This is a genomic window from Microbacterium foliorum (assembly GCF_006385575.1).
Taxonomy (GTDB): Bacteria; Actinomycetota; Actinomycetes; order Actinomycetales; family Microbacteriaceae; genus Microbacterium; species Microbacterium foliorum_B.
This window is the reverse complement of record NZ_CP041040.1, coordinates 1,485,337-1,500,471: the sequence shown is the minus strand read 5'-3', so window position 1 is coordinate 1,500,471 and position 15,135 is coordinate 1,485,337. Positions and strand designations below refer to the sequence as shown.

At 67.1% G+C, this 15,135-nt stretch carries 13 protein-coding genes; 3 read left to right on the top strand and 10 right to left on the bottom strand.

Annotation, left to right across the window (positions count from 1 at the left end):
• Positions 1 to 23: 23 nt before the first annotated feature.
• From FIV50_RS07135 to FIV50_RS07120, 4 genes are all read right to left on the bottom strand, one after another.
• Positions 24 to 578, bottom strand: a complete 555-nt coding sequence (locus tag FIV50_RS07135) for a YceI family protein (RefSeq protein ID WP_140036831.1) — start codon at positions 576 to 578, stop codon at positions 24 to 26.
• A 180-nt stretch (positions 579 to 758) separates the two neighbouring features.
• A complete protein-coding gene (locus FIV50_RS07130) occupies positions 759 to 1,127 on the bottom strand; it encodes an FKBP-type peptidyl-prolyl cis-trans isomerase (RefSeq protein ID WP_053095804.1) in 369 nt (122 codons plus the stop codon).
• 221 nt (positions 1,128 to 1,348) lie between these two features.
• Positions 1,349 to 2,044: an alpha/beta hydrolase gene (locus FIV50_RS07125; protein ID WP_140036830.1), complete on the bottom strand. Its 696-nt coding sequence runs from the start codon at positions 2,042 to 2,044 to the stop codon at positions 1,349 to 1,351.
• 13 nt (positions 2,045 to 2,057) lie between these two features.
• Entirely contained in the window at positions 2,058 to 3,290 is a 1,233-nt protein-coding gene (locus FIV50_RS07120) for a PrsW family intramembrane metalloprotease (protein ID WP_181164356.1), read from the bottom strand.
• Between the two features lie 151 nt (positions 3,291 to 3,441).
• Between FIV50_RS07120 and FIV50_RS07115 the strand changes: the two genes are divergently transcribed.
• The gene (locus FIV50_RS07115; RefSeq protein WP_140036829.1) at positions 3,442 to 4,311 is read left to right on the top strand and encodes a fumarylacetoacetate hydrolase family protein; all 870 of its coding nucleotides are present in this window, start codon (positions 3,442 to 3,444) and stop codon (positions 4,309 to 4,311) included.
• A 68-nt stretch (positions 4,312 to 4,379) separates the two neighbouring features.
• Here the strand turns inward: FIV50_RS07115 and FIV50_RS07110 are convergent, their stop codons facing one another.
• Both FIV50_RS07110 and FIV50_RS07105 read right to left on the bottom strand, forming a co-directional pair.
• A complete protein-coding gene (locus FIV50_RS07110) occupies positions 4,380 to 5,840 on the bottom strand; it encodes an aspartate ammonia-lyase (protein ID WP_140036828.1) in 1,461 nt (486 codons plus the stop codon).
• 93 nt (positions 5,841 to 5,933) lie between these two features.
• Complete coding sequence (locus FIV50_RS07105; RefSeq protein WP_140036827.1) at positions 5,934 to 6,848, bottom strand: metallophosphoesterase; 915 nt, start codon at positions 6,846 to 6,848, stop codon at positions 5,934 to 5,936.
• Between the two features lie 79 nt (positions 6,849 to 6,927).
• Here FIV50_RS07105 and FIV50_RS07100 point away from each other — a divergent pair, with 79 nt between their 5' ends.
• On the top strand, positions 6,928 to 7,494 hold the full coding sequence (locus tag FIV50_RS07100; RefSeq protein ID WP_140036826.1) for a TetR/AcrR family transcriptional regulator: 567 nt from the start codon (positions 6,928 to 6,930) through the stop codon (positions 7,492 to 7,494).
• Between the two features lie 24 nt (positions 7,495 to 7,518).
• On the opposite strand, the gene FIV50_RS07095 is transcribed toward FIV50_RS07100, so the two are convergent.
• Together FIV50_RS07095 and FIV50_RS07090 are read right to left on the bottom strand one after the other, a co-directional pair.
• A complete protein-coding gene (locus FIV50_RS07095; protein WP_140036825.1) occupies positions 7,519 to 7,854 on the bottom strand; it encodes a peptidase in 336 nt (111 codons plus the stop codon).
• Positions 7,851 to 9,215: an inorganic phosphate transporter gene (locus tag FIV50_RS07090; protein WP_140036824.1), complete on the bottom strand. Its 1,365-nt coding sequence runs from the start codon at positions 9,213 to 9,215 to the stop codon at positions 7,851 to 7,853. Before FIV50_RS07090 ends, FIV50_RS07095 begins: the two co-directional genes overlap by 4 nt.
• Before the next feature lie 159 nt (positions 9,216 to 9,374).
• Between FIV50_RS07090 and FIV50_RS07085 the strand changes: the two genes are divergently transcribed.
• Entirely contained in the window at positions 9,375 to 11,474 is a 2,100-nt protein-coding gene (locus tag FIV50_RS07085) for a S9 family peptidase (protein ID WP_140036823.1), read from the top strand.
• A 70-nt stretch (positions 11,475 to 11,544) separates the two neighbouring features.
• Here FIV50_RS07085 and FIV50_RS07080 read toward each other — a convergent pair whose 3' ends face one another.
• A complete protein-coding gene (locus FIV50_RS07080) occupies positions 11,545 to 12,573 on the bottom strand; it encodes an ATP-dependent 6-phosphofructokinase (protein ID WP_042541814.1) in 1,029 nt (342 codons plus the stop codon).
• Positions 12,574 to 12,795: 222 nt separating this feature from the next.
• Complete coding sequence (locus tag FIV50_RS07075; RefSeq protein WP_140036822.1) at positions 12,796 to 14,940, bottom strand: DEAD/DEAH box helicase; 2,145 nt, start codon at positions 14,938 to 14,940, stop codon at positions 12,796 to 12,798.
• Positions 14,941 to 15,135: the final 195 nt, after the last annotated feature.

The following is a 15,135-nucleotide window of genomic DNA, read 5'->3' as shown; positions in this document are numbered from 1 at the left end:
CCGGGGTTCTCTAGATCGGACGATCAGTCCTGCTGCAGAGCGCCCTGCAGGTCGAGGCTGATCGTGACGTCCTTGCCGACCAGCACGCCGCCGGTCTCGAGGGCTGCGTTCCACGTCAGACCGAAGTCCTCGCGGTTGATGACCGTCTTGGCCGACGCGCCGGCCTTGTAGTTGCCCCACGGGTCGGAGCCGAAGCCACCGAAGTCGAGCTCGAAGCTGACGGGCTTGGTGATGCCGCGGATCGTGAGGTCACCGTCGACGAAGAGCTCGCCGCCCTCGGTGCGCGCACCGGTCGACACGAACTCCATCGTCGGGAAGTTCTCGGTGTCGAAGAAGTCGCCGGAGCGGAGGTGCGTGTCGCGCCCCTCGTCCTTCGTGTCGATCGACGTGACGTCGACGCTCGCCTCGACGCGGGCCTCGAGGGGGTTCTCGGGGGCGATCAGGGTCGCGCTCTTGACGCCGAAGGTGCCGCGCACCTTCGAGATCATCATGTGGCGCACGCTGAAGGTGACCTCGCTGTGCGACGGGTCGAGCACCCAGGTGCCGGGACGGTAGCCGGGAATGTCGATGCTGGTCATGGTTTCTCCTCGGGAGACATCAGCCGCTTTGCGCGGCAACGGATGAGGGGCCGTGTTCACGGCGTCACGCGTTACAACTTACATGCACATGCATGTATTCCCCGAACGAGCAATCTCGTCGTCACGACGAAGAAGGCGCCGGGCCCACGAAGGGCTCGGCGCCTTCCGGCGTTGATCGGGTCAGCCGACGGCGACGAGATCGATGATGAAGATGAGGGTCTTGCCCGAGAGGAAGTGACCTCCGCCGACAGGGCCGTATGCGAGGTGCGGCGGGATGACGAGCTCACGGCGTCCGCCCTCCTTCATCCCCGGGATGCCGTCCTGCCACCCCTGGATCAGGCCGCGAAGCGGGAACTGGATGGTCTCGCCGCGACCCCAGGACGAGTCGAACTCCTCGCCCGACTCGAACTCGACACCGGCGTAGTGCACGGTCACGGTGTCGCCCGGCTTGGCCTCGGCGCCGTCTCCTTCGATGATGTCGCGGATCACGAGCTCCGCGGGAGCGGGGCCGGTGGGGGCGTCGAACTCAGGCTTTGTGCGATCAGTCATGCTCTCCATCAAACCCGAGCCGTGGGCCACCGGTCAACGTGATCGCTCCGCTGAGGGCGAAACGGTGACGAGCACCCACCTGCGCTCTCGAAACCCTTGACACCCGCGCGCGCCGGGTGCACCCTGTTTACAGATCAACTCAGCGCCCGGTAGACATGCAGGCATCGCCGCAGCACCGGGCGCTGAGTCTTGGTACGGGCGCTCATCGCGAATCCTCAGCGTCAGGATCGATGCACCTCGGCCGCGTACTCGACGAGCATCGACGCGAGCTCGTCCGGTCGGCTGAGCGCGACGCAGTGGCTGGCCCGGATCTCGTCCGCGACGACACCGAGGCGCCCGAGAGCGAGCTCTCGCAGGAGCGCTGACGGGAAGAACCTGTCCTCCGTGCAGACGACGAACCTCGTCGGCACGCTCGGCCAGGCGGTGAGCGGCCAGGGCGCAGCCATCGAGGCTGCGGACGGATGCGCTCTCTCGCGGCTCATCGCCTCTTCGGCCAGCCCTCGTGGCACGTCATGATAGAAGCCGACGAACGGATCGTCGTTTCCCGTGAGACCGCCGTCGCGAGCAGCCTGCGCCTCCACCGCGGCGGCGAATCCGGTGTTCGACCACCACTCATTCGGCGACTCCCCCGGCATGGGGATCATAGCCGCGAGCATCACGAGGGTGTCGGCTGTCAGTTTCTCTGCGACGATCGGCGCGGTGAATCCGCCGAACGAGTGACCGACGACGATCCCACCTCGTCGTCCGCCGACCGCATCCACGACCGCATCCGCGTAGTCGACGAGAGTGAGCGACTCGTCATCGCCCGGCAGGTCGGGCGCGATGACCTCGTGGCCGCGCTTCCGCAGGACGGCGGCGAGCCGATGCCATGACCATGCCGTGTCTCCCGCTCCGTGGACGAGGATGAAGACGGCCATGGCGGAGCTCCTCTCAGTACGCCAGCAGGGCGGCCCGCGTGGCACGTGTGCGTGCGAGCAGGGCCTGCTCGTCTGCCGGAGCCATCGGGTCTCGACCCGTGATCGCCCTCTGCCGGACGGATGCCAGCGTCGTGGCGTCCTTGATGAACTCGCGCATCAGCGGACGTCGATCGCCGCGCAGCTGCGAGGCCCAGGCGAGGCCGGTCTTGCGCCCTGCCGGGGTCGCCAGCATCGTGACCTCTTCGGGGGTGAACCACCCGGCGGCGGCGTAGTCACCGAGACGTGCCTTCGTCAGGCGCGACTCCTCCCGCCGCAGGGCGATGATGCCGAAGATGAATCCGACGAACAGCGGCACCTGGAGGACGAAGTAGAGGAGGAAGAAGTTCGCGAAGGACGATCCGTTCCACAGACCGTGCAGCACCATCGCGCCCAGCATGCCGAGAAGACCGAAGCCGAGCACCGCGCCCGTGGAGGCATGCCGTCGAGCGGCCAGACCGATCGCGAGCCCGGTGAGCGACGTGAACATGGCGTGCGCGAACGGCGACATGATCGCTCGCAGGATGAAGGTCACCGTCAGCTGCTCGCCCCCGCCCTCGATGAGGCTGATCGCGAAGTACTGGATGTTCTCAGTGAACGCGAAGCCGGCTCCGACCAGCGCGCCGTAGACGACTCCGTCAACCGGTCCGTCGAAAGAACGACGCGCGATGAGGAAGATCAGGAAGACTCCGAAACCCTTCCAGAACTCCTCGACGATGGGAGCCTGAATGACAGCACCGGCGACCTCGCCCCTGAGTCCCACGACGGCGGTAAGCCCCAGGTCGACGAGAAGCGTGAGCCCCACGGCGGCGATGGCGCCCCAGGCGATCGCGAAGAACACGAGCGTCTTGGGCTCGGGCTCCCAGCGATCGATCATCCGTACGACCAAGAAGACGATCGTGAGCGGGACGAGCGCGAGCACGAGACCGATGATCGACGCGAGCGGGCCGAGGAACAATCCGAAGTAGGCGATGAGGCCGAGCAGCAGCAGACCGAGGAAGCCGAACAGCGAGAACAGGGCGACGCGGCCGCCTCGTCGTGCCGCGGGCAGAGCAGGAAGACCAGGGGCAGGCGAAGGCGCGGCCGGGGCCGGCGGGGAATACGGAGTCGGTTGGGCCAGCAACGACGCGTATTCCGGGCGCTGGGAGAACTGCGCCGGAGCATAGCTCGACTGCGCATACTGCTGAGCGGAGTACTGCTGTGGATGCATCGGCGGCTGCTGCGCGGGCGGCGGCGTATACGGCGATGGCTGGGACGGTCCTCCGGAACTCATAGCCAAAGCATATGGCGAACAAGCAACTTCCCCCGGGTCTGGCGACTTCCTCCAGGCAATCGAGCCGGGCAGCGGATAGCGTAGGAGCATGCGGTTCGCTCATCTGCGTCGTGCCGACTCCCCTGCTGCGCATCTCGCAGTGGTGGAGGGTGCCGATGCCATCCTCGTCTCCGATCTCCTTCCCGACCCCCCTGCGACGCTTCAGCAGCTGATCGAGGGCGGCGAGCAGATGCTCACCGCGCTTCGCGCCGCCGTCGAGAGCAGCACCGCCACCCGGCATCCGCTCGAGGACTGGGCGTTCGTGTCAGCGGTCATCGCTCCTCCCGCCGTGCTCGCAGTCGGCCTGAACTACGCCGCGCACTCGAGCGAGCTCGGTCTGAAGACCGACGCGGCTCCGACCGTCTTCACCCTGTGGCCCAACTCGCTCACGGGCCACGAGCAGACGACGTCGTGGCCGCGAGCGCTGAGCGAGGCCGTGGACTACGAGGCAGAGCTCGGCGTGCTGATCGGCACGCCTGCGAAAGACGTCGCAGAGGCCGACGCCCTGTCGCACGTCTGGGGCTACACGGTCGTCAACGACATCACCGCTCGGAACGTGCAGTTCTCCGAGGCGCAGTGGTCACGGTGCAAGTCCTTCGACGGGTTCACCCCGACCGGTCCGTACGCTGTCACGGCCGACGAGGTCGCCGACCCTCAGGATCTGCACATCTGGGCCGTCGTGGACGGCCAGACCGTGCAGGATGCCAGTACCGACCAGATGGTCCGATCGGTCGCGAAGCTCATCGCACACCTCTCGCAGTCGCTGACGCTGCTGCCCGGCACGCTGATCTCCACCGGCAGCCCCGGAGGAGCCGGATACTCACGAGACCCGCAGATCTTCCTCCGCGATCGTTCGACCGTGACCGTCGGCATCGACGGGATCGGCGAGCTCACCACCCACTGTCGCGTGCTCGACTGAGCCGGATTCCGCGCACGCGGATACGAGAAGGGGCCCCGGCGTCGTGCGCCGGGGCCCCTTCTGCATGGTCAGATCTCGATGAGATCCTCGGCCGAGATCACCGGAATCGCAGCGGTGATCGCCTCGAGTCCGGACAGACGCGCGGGCGACAGCTGCTTGATGACCTCTTCACGCGACATCAATCCGGCCTCGACGACCAGGTCGGCCACATTCCGGTTGGTCAGGAGGGCGGTCTTGGCCAGAGCGGCCGCGGCCGCGTATCCGATGAACGGCGTGAGGGCCGTGATGACGCCGACCGAGGCGCCGACCATTGCTCCGAGACGATCGCGGTTCGCCGTGATGCCATCGACGCAGTTGACGCGCAGCGTCCACATCGCCTGGCGCATCCAGGTGATCGACTGGAAGATCGAGTGAGCGATCACGGGCTCGAAGGCGTTGAGCTGCAGTTGCCCCGCCTCGGCTGCCATCGTCACCGTCATGTCCGCACCGGCGACCGCGAACGCCACCTGGTTGACGACCTCCGGGATCACCGGGTTCACCTTGCCCGGCATGATGCTGGAACCCGCCTGCATGGCAGGCAGGTTGATCTCGCCGAAGCCTGCCTGCGGCCCCGACGACAGCAGTCGCAGGTCGTTGCAGATCTTCGACAGCTTCATCGCATTGCGCTTCAGCGTCGACGAGAACGACATGAAGGAGCCGGTGTCGCTGGTCGCCTCGACGAGGTCGGCGGACGTGACGAGATCGAGCTCGGTGATCTCGCGCAGGTGCTTCAGCACCGCGGGCGCGTAGTCGACGTGGGTCGTGATGCCGGTGCCGATGGCCGTCGCGCCCATATTGATCTCGAACATGAGCGACGCGTTCTCGGTGAGGCGCGTGTGGTCGTAGCCGAGGGTCGAGGCGAAGCCGTGGAACTCCTGGCCCAGAGTCATCGGCACGGCGTCCTGCAGCTGCGTGCGTCCGACCTTGAGCACGTCGTGGAACTCATGCGACTTGTGCAGGAACGAGATACGCAGCAGATCGAGCTCTTCGAGCAGTGACCGGAGCGTCAGCGACAGACCGATCTTGACGGCGGTCGGGTAGACGTCGTTGGTCGACTGGCTGCGGTTCGTGTGATCGATCGGCGAGAGGAACGCGTAGTCGCCCTTCTCGCGCCCGGCGAGCTCGAGGGCGATGTTGGTGATGACCTCGTTGGCGTTCATGTTCGTCGAGGTGCCTGCGCCGCCCTGGATCACCCCGACGGTGAACTGGTCGTGGAACTCCCCGTCGATGACACGCTGAGCGGCTCGGTCGATCAGATCGGCTCGTTCGGGGTCGAGGACCCCGATCTCGCGGTTCGCCCTGGCGCTGGCCTGCTTGACCATCGCGAGCGCGACGACGAGGTCGGGATAGACCGAGATCGGACGCTTCGTGATCGGGAAGTTCGCGTCGGCGCGGGCAGTGTGGATCCCCCAGTACGCGTCGGCGGGAATCTCCATGCTCCCGAGAGAGTCGGTCTCGGTGCGGGTGGGGGCAGGCGCGGCAGAAGCCATGTCACATCCTTGTGGGTAGTGGCGAGTGTGTGGTGCGGGGGATGCTCCCAGTCTACGCCTGCGTGCATGCGCCGCCAGGGATACGACGGCGGTTCAGCGTTTGCGCGAGAACGCCTCGAGGCGCTCGTCGGGGGTGAGCCGCGCCATCTTCTCGAGCCATGCCATGGAGAAGTGGTCACCGGTCGGTGCGTCCGTCACGGGCACCACGGTGTGCGTGATCGTGTCAGGACGCACATGCACGATCTGGAAGGCCTGCGCGGCATCCATCCCGTTCACATCGGCGGCGGGGCGCGCGACGTTCATCGTGTAGCAGGTCGCCGAAGAGACACTGACGGGCACGCCCGCGAAGGTGCCGTGCGACGAGTAGTGCAGGTGACCCGCGAGGATGCCGCGCACGTCGGTGTCGTGGATGACCGCCGCCAGCTCATCCTGGTGCCGCAGCTCGAGGATGTCGAAGAGCGGCAGGTGGCTCGGCAGCGGAGGGTGGTGCATCGCGAGCAGAGTGCCGTGCGGCGCCGGCTCGCTCAGGACCTCTGCCAACCACGAGAGCTGACCCGCATCCAGGTCACCGTGGTGCCACCCCGGCACGCTCGTGTCGAGCGCGACCAGCCTGAGACCGTCGAGGTCCCACACTCCCGTCACCGGCTCCTCGGTCGGGGGCAGGTCAAGCAGCCCCTCTCGGAGGGCCGGGCGCTCATCGTGGTTGCCCGCGACCCATACGACGACCGTCCCCAGCTCCTCGGCGACGGGCTCCACTGCGAGACGGAGTCGCCTGTACGCATCCGGCTCCCCCAGATCCGCCAGATCGCCGGTGATCACGATCGCCGCCGGGTGCGGATGCACGGCACTGATCGCCTCGAGAGTACGGGCGAAGTTCTCCTCGACGTCGTAGCGTCCTCCGAGCCGCACGCCGTCCGCCAGGAAGTGCGGGTCGCTCACGTGGATGATGACGTGGCTCGCTGGCTCGTGGCGACCGAAGACGAACTCGCTGCCGGAAGGCGCTGGCATGAACTCAGCCTAGGCCGCACGGCGACATCGGACCATGACGGCTCCACGGCAGCTGTAGTAGTCGCGATAGGGTGCTCGGATGGCGAAGAACGAGACGAGGCGACGGAACATCGCGGATGCAGGGCTGATCGTCCTGGCGACGGACGGTTCGCGCGGACTCACACACCGCGCCGTCGACCTCGTGGCCGGCGTGCCGGTGGGCACCACGTCGAACTACTTCCGCAGCCGAGATGCGCTCATCGAGGGTCTCGTCGAGCGCATCGGCGAGCGTCTCGCCCCCAGCGACGATGACCTTGCCCGCCGCTCAGCGGCGCAGCCGAGCAGGACCCTCTTCGCCGACTACGTCAGAGACATCGTGCGTCGTCTGACGGACGACCGCGATGTCACGCTGGCGCTGTTCGAGCTGAGGCTCGAGAGCAGCCGACGGCCCGAGGTCGCCGCACTGCTGGGTGCATGGCAGCGAGCCGGGTTCGATGCGGATGTCGCGTTCAACACGGCAGCGGGTCTTCCGGGCAGCCGACGCGAGATCGCGCTGTTCCACTACGCGATCGACGGGCTTCTGCTCGATCGGCTGACATCTCCGATCGACCCCGACACGTCCACCGACGAGATCGTCGACGACCTCGTAGCCGGCCTCCTGCGCTGAGTCCGAGGGCGCCGGACGCGGCGGTCAGTGCCCGACGACGATGATCAGGATGCCAGCCACCACGGCCACCGCGCACAGCGCGAAGCACCCGTAGGCGCCGTACAGCGCGATGCGTCGCTGCCCCTCGGTGAGTGGACTCTTCTTCGCCGCCTTGGCGGCCTGCTTCGCCGCCCGCTTGAGCTCCTTCTCAGAGACCACGGTGATGGCGTCGGTGAACTCCGCCGGACTCACGACCGGCGCATGTCCGCTGCGGACCAGCAGCCGAAGCCCGAACGCGTAGAAGGTCACGACGGCGCAGGCGCCGAGCAGCGCCGCGACGAACACCTGGAGGAATGCATCCCATTCGATGGCGACACTCACTTCGACTCCTCGCTGTTCGCCTTCTCCGGGTTGTCGACCTTCGTCGCGACGCCGGTGTCCGGTGCCTTCTTCGCCGCCTTCGCCGCAGCCTTCGCCTTCGAGTCGGCCCTGGCCTTGGCCTTGGCCTTCTCACGCGCCTCTGCGCGGGCCTTCGCCTCGGCCTTGGCCTCGATGATCCGCTGCTGCCGGCGCGTCGGCGGCGTCGTGTCGGGGTGCTCGATCGCGAGCCCCGACTCGGCCACGTCACTCATCGCGTTCGCATGAGTGACGGCATCCTTGCGGGAACGGAGGAACAGGCCGATGATCACGGCGAGCGCGAGTACCGTGTCGATCGCGATGCCCCAGAGCCCGAGCCACGTGATCAGCAGGGCTGCGAGAGCACCGACAGCGCCCGCCGCCGGAAGCGTCAGGAGCCAGCCGATGGCGATTCGACCGGCGGTCCGCCAGCGAACCGTCGAGCCGCGGCGACCGAGGCCCGAGCCGATGACGGATCCCGATGCGACCTGTGTGGTCGAGAGCGCGAATCCGAAAGCGCTGGAGGCGAGGATCGTCGCAGCCGTCGAACTCTCCGCCGAGAAGCCCTGCGCGGGCTTGACCTCGGTCAGGCCCTTGCCCAGCGTGCGGATGATCCGCCATCCGCCGAGATACGTGCCGAGGGCGATCGTGACCGCGCAGGCGATGATGACCCAGAGGTACGGGTCCGCCTGCTCGCTGTTCTGCCAGCCGACCGTGATGAGCGCGAGGGTGATCACGCCCATCGTCTTCTGCGCGTCGTTCGTGCCGTGCGCGAGCGCCACCAGCGACGACGTGAAGATCTGGCCCCAGCGGAAGCCGTCTCGTCCGTCGGGCTTGCCGTCGTAGCGCCGGGTGATCGAGTACGCGAGCTTCGTCGCGGCGAACGCGATGATGCCGGCCGTCAGCGGGGCGATGAGCGCCGGGAGGATGATCTTCGACAGCACCATGCCGAAGTCGATGCCGCCGACCCCGACCCCGACCAGCGTGGCACCGATGAGGCCGCCGAAGAGCGCGTGGGACGAGCTCGAGGGCAGACCCAGCAGCCAGGTCAGCATGTTCCAGGTGATCGCGCCGATGAGACCCGCGAAGATCATCGGGAGGAACACATCGCCCTGGATGGTGTCCTCTCGGATGATGCCGTGCGACACGGTCTTGGAGACCTCGGTCGAGAGGAACGCACCGACGAGGTTCAGCACCGCTGCGAGAAGGACGGCTGTCTTGGGCTTCAGCGCGCCTGTCGCGATGGGGGTGGCCATCGCGTTGGCCGTGTCGTGAAACCCGTTGGTGAAGTCGAAGAAGAGTGCCAGTGCGATGACGAGCACGACGATGAGGGCTGCGGTTTCCACCGTTCGCTTTCGGTCGTTGAGGAAGAAAGGAGAGGTGTCGACGGGATCGACGTGATGAACGAAGAGTTCACCGTGGGTTTCACTTCCGTTAACCGGCCCCGGTAGATCCTCCCACCCTCCCGGGTACCGGTCAACTCGACCTGGGCTAGCGTGGAACTCGTGACTGAAGCCCCGATCGCAGACCGCCGCTCGACCCTCCGCACGCACCACGGCGACACATTCGATGATCCCTATGAGTGGCTCCGTGAGAAAGACTCCCGTGAGGTGATCGCACACCTCGAGGCCGAGAACGCCCACACCGAGGACGTGCTCTCCCACCTGGCGAATCTGCGCGAGACGCTGTTCCAGGAGATCAAGGGCCGCGTGCAGGAGACCGACCTCTCCGTGCCCACGCGGCGCGGGAACTGGTGGTACTACAGCCGCACTGAGGAGGGCGCGCAGTACGGCATCCACTGCCGGACCGCCGCAGCCGAGCACGACTGGACCCCCCCGGTGCTGGAGCCGGGCGTGGCGGTGCCGGGCGAGACCGTGCTGCTCGACGGCAACATCGAGGCCGAGGGGCACGAGTTCTTCTCGCTCGGCGCGTTCGACACCTCTGACGATGCGACGAAGCTCCTGTGGGCAACGGATTTCGAGGGCGATGAGCTCTACACGGTGCACGTGCGCGATCTCGTCACCGGCGAGACCCTGCCCGATGAGATCCCCGACACCGGTGGCGCGTTCTTCACGCCCGACGGCACCGGGATCCTCTACACCACACGTGATGACGCATGGCGGCCTGACACGCTCTGGCTGCATCGCCTGGGCACCCCGGTCACGGACGACGTGAAGCTCTTCCACGAACCCGACGAGAAGTACTGGCTCGGCGCCGGCATCACCCGCAGCCGCAAGTACCTCGTGATCGCCGTCGGATCGAGCATCACCAGCGAGGAGTACCTCGTCGATCTCGCGGGCGACCTGACCGTCGCGCCTCGGGTCGTCTGGCCTCGTCGCGAGGGCGTCGAGTACTCGCTCGAGCACGCCGTGGTCGACGGCGAGGACCGCCTGTACATCCTGCACAACGACGACGCTCTGGACTTCGAGCTCGTGTCGGTATCGGCATCCGATCCGCAGGGAGATCGTCGTGTGGTGCTCGCACATGAGCCGGGACGCCGGTTGCTCGGGATGGATGCGTTCCGCGATTTCGCGACGGTGGAGTACCGCCGCGAGGGGCTCGAGCGTGTCGGGCTGCTCGACTATGGGACGGACGCGGTGGACGACATCGTCTTCGACGAGCCCCTGTACTCGGCGGGCGTCAGCGGCAACCCGGAGTGGCACTCGCCCTTCCTCCGACTCGGCTACACCTCCTTCGTGACCCCGGGCACCGTCTACGAGCTCGACCTGGCGACCCGCGAGCTCCACCTGCGCAAGCAGGTCACGGTGCTCGGCGGGTACGACCCCCTCGACTACGGCCAGAAGCGCGAGTGGGCCACGGCATCCGACGGCACCCGAGTGCCGATCTCGCTCGTCTGGAAGCGCTCGTTCGGCGAACCGGGCTCCGAGGTGCGACCGGTGCACCTCTACGGCTACGGGTCGTACGAGCACTCGATCGATCCCGGCTTCTCGGTCGCGCGGCTCTCAGAGCTCGACCGAGGGATCGTCTTCGCCGTCGCGCACGTCCGCGGCGGCGGTGAGATGGGCCGGCAATGGTACGAGGACGGCAAGCTGCTGAACAAGCGCAACACCTTCACCGACTTCGTCGCGTGTGCGGAGCACCTCATCGAGCAGGGCGTCACGTCTCCTGATCGCCTCGTCGCCGAGGGGGGAAGCGCCGGTGGACTGCTCATGGGAGCCGTGACGAACCTCGCTCCCGAGCTCTTCGCAGGGGTGCTGGCGGCAGTGCCCTTCGTCGACGCACTCACGACGATCCTCGATCCCTCGCTCCCCCTGACGGTGATCGAGTGGGACGAGTGGGGTGACCCGCTGCACGGTGCCGACGTCTACGAGTACATGAAGTCGTACTCGCCGTACGAGAACGTCCGTGACGGGGTGGACTATCCGCGGATCCTCGCGGTGACCTCGCTCAACGACACGAGAGTCCTCTATGTCGAGCCCGCGAAGTGGATCGCCGCCCTGCGTGTCGCCGGTGCGACCGACGCTCTGCTCAAGTGCGAGATGGTCGCCGGTCACGGCGGTGTCAGCGGTCGCTACAACTCGTGGAAGGAGCGCGCTTTCGAGCTCGCCTGGATCTTCGACACGGTGGGTCTCGCCTCCGAGTGACCAGGCCGGCCCGGTGCGCTCAGGCGTTCCGAGAACGGGCGGAGGCCGACGGCGTCCGCCCGTTCCGGTCTCAGCCGAAGAGCGCCGCGGCCTCGTCGTAGCGACTGCGGGGAACCGTGTTCAGCTCTCCCAGCGCCTCTGCGAACGGCACACGGACGATGTCGGTGCCCTGCATCGCGACCATCTGGCCCCATGCCTTCTCGACGATCGCGTCAGCCGCGTGAAGTCCGAGACGGGTGGCGAGCACGCGGTCGAACGCGGACGGGGATCCACCGCGCTGGATGTGCCCGAGGATCGTCGCGCGGGTCTCGATGCCCGTGATCCGCTCGATCGCGGGAGCGAGCTGATCGCCGATGCCGCCGAGACGAGGTCGGTTGAAGGCGTCGAGGCCCTTGTCGCTGTAGGCCTCATCCATCCCGAGCAGCTTGAACCCCTCGGAGACGACGACGAGCGGCGCACGACCTCGGTCATGCGCGCTGGAGACGAGCGCTGTGATGTCGTCGATCGACATCGGAACCTCGGGGATGCAGATGGCGTGCGCGCCCGCTGCCATGCCCGCATGCAGCGCGATCCAGCCGACGTGACGGCCCATCACCTCGGCCACCATGCAGCGCTGGTGAGAGTCTCCTGTGGTGCGCAGGCGGTCCATCGCGTCCGTCGCGATGTTGACGGCCGTGTCGAAGCCGAAGGAGTAGTCCGTCGCGCGAAGGTCGTTGTCGATCGTCTTCGGCACACCGATGACGTTGATGCCGTCTTTGGCGAGGCGGTCAGCTGCTGCGAGGGTGCCCTCGCCGCCGATCGCGATGATGCCGTCGATCTTGTGCCCGTACAGGGTCTTGGCGATGTTCTCGGCGCCACCGCGCTCACCCTCGTAGGGGTTGGTGCGACTGGTGCCCAGGATCGTCCCGCCGACCTTCGACAGGCCCTTCACCTCGTGACGGGTGAGGGGGAAGAAGTCGCCGTCGACCACGCCTCGCCATCCGTCGCGGATGCCGACGAACTCGAGGTCGTAAGTGGTGGTGCCCTTGAGCACGATGCCGCGGATGACCGCGTTGAGTCCGGGGCAGTCGCCGCCGCTCGTCAGAATGCCGATCTTCATGCTTGCCTCAGACGGTTCAGGGGAAGGGGAACAGGCGACGGTGCCTGCGATCGACACTAGCGCTCCGACCCGACCGGGCGCCATTCGGGACGATGAAAACCGGGGATCTTGCCGGTGAATCGAGACGATTCCCGGGATATGAGCGAGGAGCCCAGCCAACACGAGAGATCGGCGTCAAGAACCGAGGTTCTTAACGCCGATCTCCCTAGCAGTACGCGCGTGTCACGCGGCCCCGAGCGCCTCCCGAAGCAGGTGCATGAGGGCACCGAGCTGCACCGGCTCGGCAGCCGCCTCATCGAGGGCTTCGCCGTCGAGCGCTCGCGCTGCGAGACCCTGCTTCTGGTCGATGAGTTCTGCGATCTTCGCATCGATCGTGTGTGCCGCGATGATCCGCCAGGCCGTCACCGGCTCATCCTGACCGATGCGGTGCACGCGGTCGATCGCCTGCGTCTGCTCGGCGGCTGTCCACGACAGCTCCGCCAGGACCACGTTCGAGGCCGCCTGGAGGTTCAGACCGACGCCGGCCGCGGTCAACGAGCACACCGCGATACCCACAGCGGGGTCGCCGTTGAAGTCGTCGATCGCCTGCTGGCGGACGGTCGAGGTCTGGTCGCCGCGGATCGAGACCGACCGGATGCCGGCAGCGGCGAAGTGCGCCTCTGCCTGATCCATCACGTCGATGTGCTTCGCGAAGAACACGACCTTGCCCACCGATCGCTGGAGCTGAGCGGCGTAGTCGGCCGCCAGGTGCGCCTTAGCCTGTCCGATTCGGCGCACCATGGTGAAGACGTTGTCTCCGCCGGTGCCCGCGGCCTTCGATTCCTCGAGCTCGTTCTGAGCGACCAGACGCACGATGTCCTGATCGATCTCGCCCGGTGCGAGTCCGCGGTCGCCCCGCGCCTCGATGATCCGCCGGTATCGGGCAGCGAGCCGCTCGCCCAGCTCCCGCTCGGCCTGACGGATTCCGCGGCCGAACTCATCATCCAGCTGCACGGGCAGGTCGGCGATGAGCTTGTCCGGCAGATCTGCTGCCACGTCCTTCTTCTTGCGCCGGACGATCCCCATCGAGATCACCGCCTCGCGAGCCTCCGGGTAGAACGCCTTGTCGGCGGGCGTGAACCCGGTCGCGTCGAGCTTCTCCATCAGCTCCGGCCCCGGCTTCTCGCCCGTGGTCCAGCCGAGGAAGCGCCAGATCGCGTCGAAGTCCTCGACGTCGTTGATCAGCGGTGTGCCCGTGAGCGCGAGCATCAGGGGCTTGCCGCCGGGGGTGCGCTCGCGCACGCGGTTCGCGAGCGACAGCACGTTCTGCGAACGCTGAGAGCTGAGGTTCTTGATGAAGTGCGCCTCGTCGACGACCATGCCCCGAAGACCGATCGACGCGAGCCACGACATGTGGCGGTCGAGGATCTCGTAGTTCACGATGAACACATCGGCGAAGGCGTCGATGTCGGCGCCATCTCCCTGGATCACCGTCGCCCTGCGCTGCGGAGTCCACCGCTCGACCTCGCGCGCCCAGTTCATCTTGACGACGTTGGGCACGACGACGAGCAGCGGATAGGCGCCGGCGACGGACGCGGCCAGCACGGACTGCGCGGTCTTGCCCAAGCCCGGTTCGTCGGCGAGCAGGAAGCTCCGGTGACCTTCGCGCACCGCTTCGAGGAAGCGCGACTGGTGCACCATGACCTCGAGCCCCTTGGGCGAGAGGTGGTCGTACTCAGGGGCCGGCGGCAGGTCCATGCTCGCGGCTCCTCCCCCGGCTCCCGTCTCGAACGCCTTGTACAGGGGGCCCATGAGCTCCCATCCGTCCAGGCGTCGACGCGGGGTCGTGGTCGCGCGCGGGGTGAGATCCGGAGCGAGGAACGGGTTCGCCAGCTGGCGCGCCTCGACAGACGGCGGCGTCACCTGGCGCTCTGCGATCCCGGCCGACACCACCGGCGTCTGGACGGGCGCCACGTCGGCGATGATGAGCTCTTCGGGTGCCAGTTCGGCTCCGGACTCGAGCAGCCAGTCGCGTCGCATGCGCTTCGCGACCGGCGAGGTCGCCTGATCGGCCTCGAGAAGCTGGATCAGCGAGGTGTCGCGTGCCGCGGTCTTCGCCAGGATCGTGGCCACGCCGTCGAGCCGCTTGAGCAGCTCGGCACGGGCGGCGTCGGCGATCTCCGGATCGGCCTTGACTCTCGCGCGCTCTTCGCGCACCAGGAACGCGATGACCTGGAACTTGACCCGGTTGGTGGGCCCGAGCTTCCCTCGCTGCGACTTCGCCTCGATCTCACGCACCTTGCGGGCGAGGATCGGGATGAGGGGTGCCTCGTCATCGCGACGAGACGTCTTCTTGCGCCGTGTTGCGGCGGTTGCCGTGGTCGGCATGCTCCTCCTGAGCGTGAAGGCCGGAGCATCCGTGGGATGCGTCGGCCGTTCTCGGTGTCCGCGTGTGGCGTGAGCCAGGACCGTACGAACAGTATTTCCGGTGATCGTCTACGAGCGAATGACGCGCGAGGTTCAAGGACCACCGAGACTCATTCTATGCCATGCGACCTGAGCGACGCAGATCAGGACACGCAG